The 6,246-nt window shown below is 60.9% G+C and carries 7 protein-coding genes, 1 pseudogene and 2 CRISPR repeat arrays; of the genes and pseudogenes, 5 read left to right on the forward strand and 3 right to left on the reverse strand.

Going from position 1 to position 6,246, the window contains the following annotated elements; translation table 11 throughout:
• The 4 genes and pseudogenes from F561_RS0123900 to F561_RS0123920 all read left to right on the forward strand — a co-directional run.
• Window positions 1-263 (forward strand): annotated as a pseudogene (locus F561_RS0123900) (IS4 family transposase); the annotation flags it as partial.
• A 132-nt stretch (window positions 264-395) separates the two neighbouring features.
• A complete protein-coding gene (locus F561_RS0123905) occupies window positions 396-908 on the forward strand; it encodes a P-loop nucleotide/nucleoside kinase family protein (RefSeq protein WP_019012487.1) in 513 nt (170 codons plus the stop codon).
• Window positions 901-1,338: a MarR family winged helix-turn-helix transcriptional regulator gene (locus tag F561_RS0123910; RefSeq protein ID WP_019012488.1), complete on the forward strand. Its 438-nt coding sequence runs from the start codon at window positions 901-903 to the stop codon at window positions 1,336-1,338. The genes F561_RS0123905 and F561_RS0123910 overlap by 8 nt, the downstream gene beginning before the upstream one ends.
• Window positions 1,339-1,430: 92 nt before the next feature.
• Window positions 1,431-2,009: direct repeats of the CRISPR family, unit length 29 nt; unit sequence CGGATCACCCCCACGCCTGTGGGGAAGAG.
• Window positions 2,010-2,101: 92 nt separating this feature from the next.
• Window positions 2,102-2,429: a CRISPR direct-repeat array (repeat unit 29 nt; unit sequence CGGATCACCCCCACGCCTGTGGGGAAGAG).
• 302 nt (window positions 2,430-2,731) lie between these two features.
• Entirely contained in the window at window positions 2,732-2,992 is a 261-nt protein-coding gene (locus F561_RS0123920) for a hypothetical protein (RefSeq protein ID WP_019012490.1), read from the forward strand.
• Between the two features lie 844 nt (window positions 2,993-3,836).
• On the opposite strand, the gene F561_RS0123930 is transcribed toward F561_RS0123920, so the two are convergent.
• The 3 genes from F561_RS0123930 to F561_RS0123940 are packed head-to-tail and all read right to left on the reverse strand — an operon-like array spanning window position 3,837 to window position 5,769.
• Window positions 3,837-4,490, reverse strand: coding sequence for a DUF1648 domain-containing protein (locus tag F561_RS0123930; protein ID WP_019012492.1), 654 nt, complete (start codon window positions 4,488-4,490; stop codon window positions 3,837-3,839).
• The gene (locus F561_RS0123935) at window positions 4,487-4,795 is read right to left on the reverse strand and encodes an autorepressor SdpR family transcription factor (RefSeq protein ID WP_019012493.1); all 309 of its coding nucleotides are present in this window, start codon (window positions 4,793-4,795) and stop codon (window positions 4,487-4,489) included. The genes F561_RS0123930 and F561_RS0123935 overlap by 4 nt, the downstream gene beginning before the upstream one ends.
• Window positions 4,792-5,769, reverse strand: a complete 978-nt coding sequence (locus tag F561_RS0123940) for an alpha/beta hydrolase (protein ID WP_019012494.1) — start codon at window positions 5,767-5,769, stop codon at window positions 4,792-4,794. Before F561_RS0123940 ends, F561_RS0123935 begins: the two co-directional genes overlap by 4 nt.
• A gap of 300 nt (window positions 5,770-6,069) precedes the next feature.
• Here F561_RS0123940 and F561_RS30680 point away from each other — a divergent pair.
• A partial coding sequence (locus tag F561_RS30680) for a transposase (RefSeq protein ID WP_040381928.1) occupies window positions 6,070-6,246 on the forward strand: 177 nt, incomplete at its 3' end.

Here is a 6,246-nt window from a genome sequence, read left to right on the forward strand (position 1 = left end):
CCCACATGACGCTCCACGATCACGTGGAGCGCCTACTCTGCCTATTGACCCTGGCGTACGTCTGGTGCGTGCTGGTGGGGGTTCTCCAAACCTGCACTGTGAAGGCGCACGGTCGGCGAGCCTGGAGTGTGGTGACGCTGGGCCTCCGGACCCTCGTGCGGACGTTCGTCTGCATCCACGAGCGTGGGGAGGCGGAAGCCCTGCAACTCATTGGGCTTTTGAAATCCAGCCAGACGCTCAATTCAGAAAGTGTCGGGTACTGAGCTCTGAGCCCTACCGCAGGACACGATATAGGCACAATGGCCCATTGGCTGGACACCACCGGCGATCAAGTTTAAGGTTGACATGTATTTGATAGATCAAATACATGTCAACAAGATTGAATAGGAGTCCAGATGAATCCACTCCCAATCGTGCACGTTATCTACGGTCCTCAAGGCGCTGGCAAAACCACCTACGCCCGGACATTGACTACCCAGACCCAGGGGGTACGGTTCTCCATTGATGAGTGGATGGTCACCCTCTACGGCCCGGATCTGCCTCAACCCCTTGACATCGCTTGGGTCATGGCGCGCGTTGCCCGCTGCCATACTCAGATTTGGACTGTGGTCCAGCAACTCGTGACCGTCCATACCCCCGTCATTCTCGACCTCGGGTTCTTGACCACTGATGACCGCGAGCGTGCCCGACAGTTGGCCATACACTGCGGCGCGGCCCCCACATTTCACCTGATTGACGCGCCAGCCGACCTCCGCCGCTCACGTGTGCTCCACCGCAACGAGATCCAAGGCGAAACATTCGCCCTGACCGTCACCCCAGCCATGTTCGACATGATGGAACGGGTGTACCAGCCACCAACCGCGTCAGAATTGGCCGAAGCACTTCATGGAACATCAGCACATGTCTGAGCCTGATCCGGTCGGACGTGACGCTCTTCACTTCTGCCTCAACCTGAACCGGGCGACCGCCGTCCTCACCCGTCACATTGATCACCGTCTCAGCGCCTTGCACGGTCTCAGTCTTAACGACTTCACAGTCCTGCACTCGGTGGCTCAAGCGCCTCAGGGCAAGGTGCGCCGCAGCGATCTGGCCACGCAGCTGGGGTTGACCGCCTCGGGGGTGACGCGGCTACTCCTCCCTCTGGAAAAGATTGGCTTGATTACTCGCCTGCCAGACATCCGCGACGCACGCATCAGTTACGTCGCCCTCACCCCCACAGGCAGTGAACTGCTCAGCCATGCCCTCTCCTCTGCAGCCCATATCAGCGAAGACCTCATCGGGCACGTGCCTGGGATGCAACTCCGGGCGCTCTCCACGCTACTTGATTCTTTGAAGTAAGCAGCGGCGACCCACATTTTTATTCCAACCGCCAGCACGTTGCCAACCTGTGGGGAAGAGGCCGGTCGGGACACCCATGCCGCCCTGTACACCGGATCACCCCCATGCCTGTGGGGAAGAGGGATCAGGAACTCATCGGGAACCGGGAAAGCCCGGATCACCCCCACGCCTGTGGGGAAGAGTCTGGGCCAACAGACCGGAACCCCACAGACCCCGGATCACCCCCACGCCTGTGGGGAAGAGAGGCGCACGACCGCACGCTCAGCGTTGGTGGTCGGATCACCCCCACGCCTGTGGGGAAGAGTGATTCTCCTTGGCTTTGTGGGCCTGTTCTTTCGGATCACCCCCATGTCTGTGGGGAAGAGTCCAGTGCCGTACCGAAGGCCACCAGATACACCGGATCACTCCCACGCCTGTGGGGAAGAGCCGGGTGAGGCGGTGACTGCAGTTCGGAACCTCGGATCACCCCCACGCCTGTGGGGAAGAGGGGGGCTTTGGTCGGGGAACGTTCCTCTGACACGGATCACCCCCACGCCTGTAGGGAAGAGATGACAAGGCCTACGCCAATGCGCTCCAATCCCGGATCACCCCCACGCCTGTGGGGAGGAGGACACAACCCGGTTGCGCTGGATCCACGCTTCCGGATCACCCCCACGCCTGTGGGGAAGAGGGGGGGCGCGATAGCCAGTAGCCCGGATTCCCCGGATCACCCCACACCTGTAGGGAAGAGTCCGGACGGAGACACGCGCCGCCATCAATACCGCGGATCACCCCCACGCCTGTGGGGAAGAGCCCAGCACCGTACCCAGACCGTAGGCCGGATCACCCCCACGCCTGTGGGGAAGAGATGCGAATGCTGGAAGCTGCCCCACCTCCGGTCGGATCACCCCCACGTCTGTGGGGAAAAGGTGTTTGTCGAAGTCGAAATTGGCGGCCAGCCCGGATCACCCCCACGCCTGTGGGGAAGAGAAATCACCGCACGTATCCCCAGGGTCTTTGTCCGGATCACCCCCACGCCTGTGGGGAAGAGTTCAAAGTCAATAGGGGCGTTTGTGGTGTTTTCGGATCACCCCCACGCCTGTGGGGAAGAGGACGGTGAACAAGCCGTCTAGGGCGTGTCGGCCAAGGTTCATCGCACTTACGACTCCCGTGACAGAAGGTCACGGAGGCGAAGCACTTCTGCCAACAAAGCAGGCACATCCTCACGTGCATGAGCGATGAAAATCGCGTTGTGATCACACTCGTCCTGGTAGGCCAGGGGTGGGTATTGGAGACACGTAATGGCGACGACTGACTCGCTGTCGATTGCTCCTTGAGCCAAGTGTGTGCTTTCCCGTCCATCGTCAATGTAGATCCCGAACGCACTGAAATCAAGGCGCGTGCGGCGCAAGTCATGCTAGACCAGCAGGTGCTTCGGCCCGTCCGGCTGGACCGCGGTGCCCTTCTGGTGGTGGGTGAAACGCCCGTGGGGCCGCGCGGCTTTCATCTCCCACTGGATCGATTCGGGTCGTACGCCGCGCAGATCGGCGCTCAGACCAGCAGTTTTCCTGGAAGCATCCAGGATGCAGAAGCTGTGCTGGCGCAGTACGACCTGACGCGTGCCTTGGCCCTGCTCACCCGGATCATTGCCCGCAAGAAAATGCCGGATGGATGACAGCCAACATCGACATCCGTTGTTGCTGTGGAGAGGACGTGCTGAGTGACATCAGACTGGCACCTGCAGGTGCAAGAATTCTTTCCTGGACAGCAGGAGCAAGATCACCTGCTGTCCAGGATGCCTCAGGCAAAATGCAAGGCGGCCCGACACCGGGTGCATCAGCGTGACCAAGCCGTTGCCTGTCAAGCGCACAGCTGGGACAAGTCAACCGAGAGATACTGGGTGTCAGGCCCAGCGAATGGACAACTTCACTCATCCCCAAAGACAAAATCCTGACCTATCAACAAATCTATCCCCCGGATCTCGCCACCATCGACGACCTCAAGTTTGAAGGTCTGCAACCTGCCGACGGCCAACCCGTCGCCGCCCTGTTCAACCTGCGCACGGGCGACCGCGAACAGCTCTGTGGCCTCTCCCGCCGATCAGACGCTGTGCCACTGCAATCCAACGAACCCGCCTGAGTTGGTCGCTCCTCCTGGCCTGTAGGGGCATCAAAGTGAACAGGAAAGCGGTTCCTCCTCAGGCCGAACGCAACGGCCGTCAACCTCGTCCAAACACGAGTCAGACGACTGCGCCTCTTTGTTTCCCAAGTGAGTGCAACAATCAATAGAGACCTGAGAGAAGGGGAGTACGAAAGGATCGAAAAGACGAGCGTTAGCACCCGTGTTCAGGGATGTTGACGTTACCCTGACTGTTGCACAGCCCAAAACACCCCTTAGTACACGAGGTCACTTCAAGCTTCGCACGGCCTCCTCCATTCAGCGGAATACACGTCCTAACCTCAATCGACTGAGTTGGCACCTTCAGTGTGAACGCCGTGTTCACGCGCTGTCACCAGACTTCAGCGCTCCAACACGGGCTCAGGTGAGGGATCTTCCTTCCAGTCGCGGTACGACCGATACGTCAGCCAGACCACCACGCCCAGTACACTGAGCACCACACCTCCTGGCACGGCCCAGGAGAACAGCACACCCGGTGGGAGCAGCGCCCCTGAGATCATGAACAGCGCACCCAGGCCCGTCAGCCACAGGGCAGCGCGGCGCTGTGAGGCAAACCAAGCCCGGCGGCTCAGGAAGACCCAGGGCGTCCGCAGTCCCACAAACACGCTGGGTTGAGTGCGGCCCATCACATTGCCCAGCAGAGTCAGCACCAACCCGGCGCCGATCAGGGCTGCGCGGCCCATTTCCCACTCCAGGGCATAAGCCAAGGTCAGCAGCAAGGCCAGTGCGCCCAGAGCCAGACGCGCGGTTCGCAGCACTGGAACATTGGCGCGGTCAGCACGCGAGAAGCGTCCGATGGCCCACAGCAGCGCAGCGGTGGCCAGACAAACGAGCAGAGGCACAAGCAAAGCCTCTAAGCGGGAACCGAAACGGTCCGGTGTGCCGTCGAGGCCCCAGTGCACCGGGACAGAGTGGGGCAGGCGTGGGTAGACCAGGGCCGCAACCACTCCAGAGCCGATAAAGCACAGTGTGGCAGGCCATTCTTTGATCGTCATCGCTTCTCCTTGTCCTGGGTTGACCCCTGTAGCGTCATCCAGCCTGGAACCGCTCCAAACAACTCGAACAGCCCCACTGAGACTTCTTGAAACACCGTGGTGTCCAACCGGTAGACCACAGAGGTGCCGCGCTTTTCGGACGTCACCAGGTCGGCGGCGCGCAGCACTGCGAAGTGGCGGCTGAGGGTGCTCTTGGCCAGTGGAAACAGATCGGCCAACTCGCCCGCCGTCTTCTCTCCACTGCGCAAGGTTCGTAAGATTTCCCGGCGGGTGGGATCGGCCAGGGCCTTGAAGACCTCGTTCACGGCATAGGGGCTTTTTTGCCGAGACTGACTTTCAGAAAAGAAACGACGGCGGGCAGCAGCGCGGGACTGAAGGTCACGGTGGGATCACCGTAGGACCGCTGATTCAGGGCCAGGTCGTTCCCAACCTGCTTGAGGACATGGTTCATGCCAGGAATGAGCAAGAGTTTAGCCTGAGGAGCGGCAGCGGAAAGCCGCCGGGCGTCGTCGGGCAGAACTTGGAGGTCACGTTTACCCTGGACGATCAGCACCGGGGCCTTGACCGTCTTGATCAACTGGGCAGGATCGTACTGGAAGGCCGAGATCAAGAACGGCTGTACGCTGGGGCGGAACAGTGCAGCCAGGACAGGCGAGACGGACGCCACCCGGCGGCCCGCACGCAGTTCGGCCAGGATACGGTTCACCTCGGCCACCAGCTCAGGGGGATTGGCCAGGTTGGCGCGGATTTGACGCTGCAAGACATTCGCCAAGTTCTCGCCAGGACCGGCCAGCGTGACCACTGCGTCCACCGGAGTCGAGTTGGCGACCGCCAAGGCAATCAGTGCCCCTTCGCTGTGTCCGGCCAGGCTGACGCCAGCAAAGCGCGGGTCAGCCTGCATCTGCCGAATCCACGCAGCGGCGTCGTTCACGAAATCTCCGAACACCAGGTCTTCTTCGCGGAGGGTTCGGCCGACGGCGGGGACGCTTCGACCGATGCCGCGCTTGTCGTAACGCACACTGGCGATGCCTTGTTTTGCTAGGCCTTGGGCGAGTTGCTTGAGGCTGTCGTTGGCTCCGGGAAGCCCAGCGCTGTTGCCATCTCGGTCGGTGGGGCCCGATCCAGCCACGATCAGCACGGTGAGCCAGGGGGCCGGGAAATCCGGCGTCTCCAGGGTGCCGTGCAAGGTCAGTGTCCCGACGCTCAGCTCGGTCGCTGTGGAGGCAGCCAGTGTAGAGCCGGTGAGGGCCAGGGTCAGGGCAAGTAGGGGGATTCGCACAGGGACTCCTTAGTTGCCTATTTCGCCAACTAACGAAATAGTAGACGCCAACTGGACTCCCTGTCAAGTGGAGACTCCCAACACTTGGACCATCCGAAGGAGAGGATCAGCATGGAGCTTGGGCGGCTTTCAGATCTGTCAGGGTAAACATTCGAGACCGCCAAGGGTTCAGCGAAGGGCGTTTGGAGTCTTGATCAGCGGGGCAACACCTAGTGGAGTGTCAACTTTGGTTTGGGGTTCTTTGATCTTGCTAGGGTTCTGTGGAGGAGGAGTTCAGTCTGACCGACAATGGAGACTGATATGACCGCCAGCAAAAACCACTACACCGCCGAGTTCAAAGAAGAAGCCGTGCGCTTGGTGATCAGCAGCCAGAAAAGCTGCGCAGAGATTGCTCGCAACCTTGGTGTGCCGCCCTATTTGGTGGTGCGCTGGAAACAGCACCACGAGCAGCAAGGGGCGGCGGGCCGCCCCCAGTTC

The sequence above is a fragment of the Deinococcus aquatilis DSM 23025 genome (assembly GCF_000378445.1).
GTDB lineage: Bacteria > Deinococcota > Deinococci > Deinococcales > Deinococcaceae > Deinococcus > Deinococcus aquatilis.

What these genes read in the sequence shown, in the direction of transcription:
- F561_RS0123905 (WP_019012487.1), top strand. Translation starts at nt 396, where the DNA reads ATGAATCCACTCCCAATCGTGCACGTTATCTACGGTCCTCAAGGCGCT.
- F561_RS0123910 (WP_019012488.1), top strand. Translation starts at nt 901, where the DNA reads ATGTCTGAGCCTGATCCGGTCGGACGTGACGCTCTTCACTTCTGCCTC.
- F561_RS0123920 (WP_019012490.1), top strand. Translation starts at nt 2,732, where the DNA reads ATGCTAGACCAGCAGGTGCTTCGGCCCGTCCGGCTGGACCGCGGTGCC.
- F561_RS0123930 (WP_019012492.1), bottom strand. Translation starts at nt 4,490, where the DNA reads ATGACGATCAAAGAATGGCCTGCCACACTGTGCTTTATCGGCTCTGGA.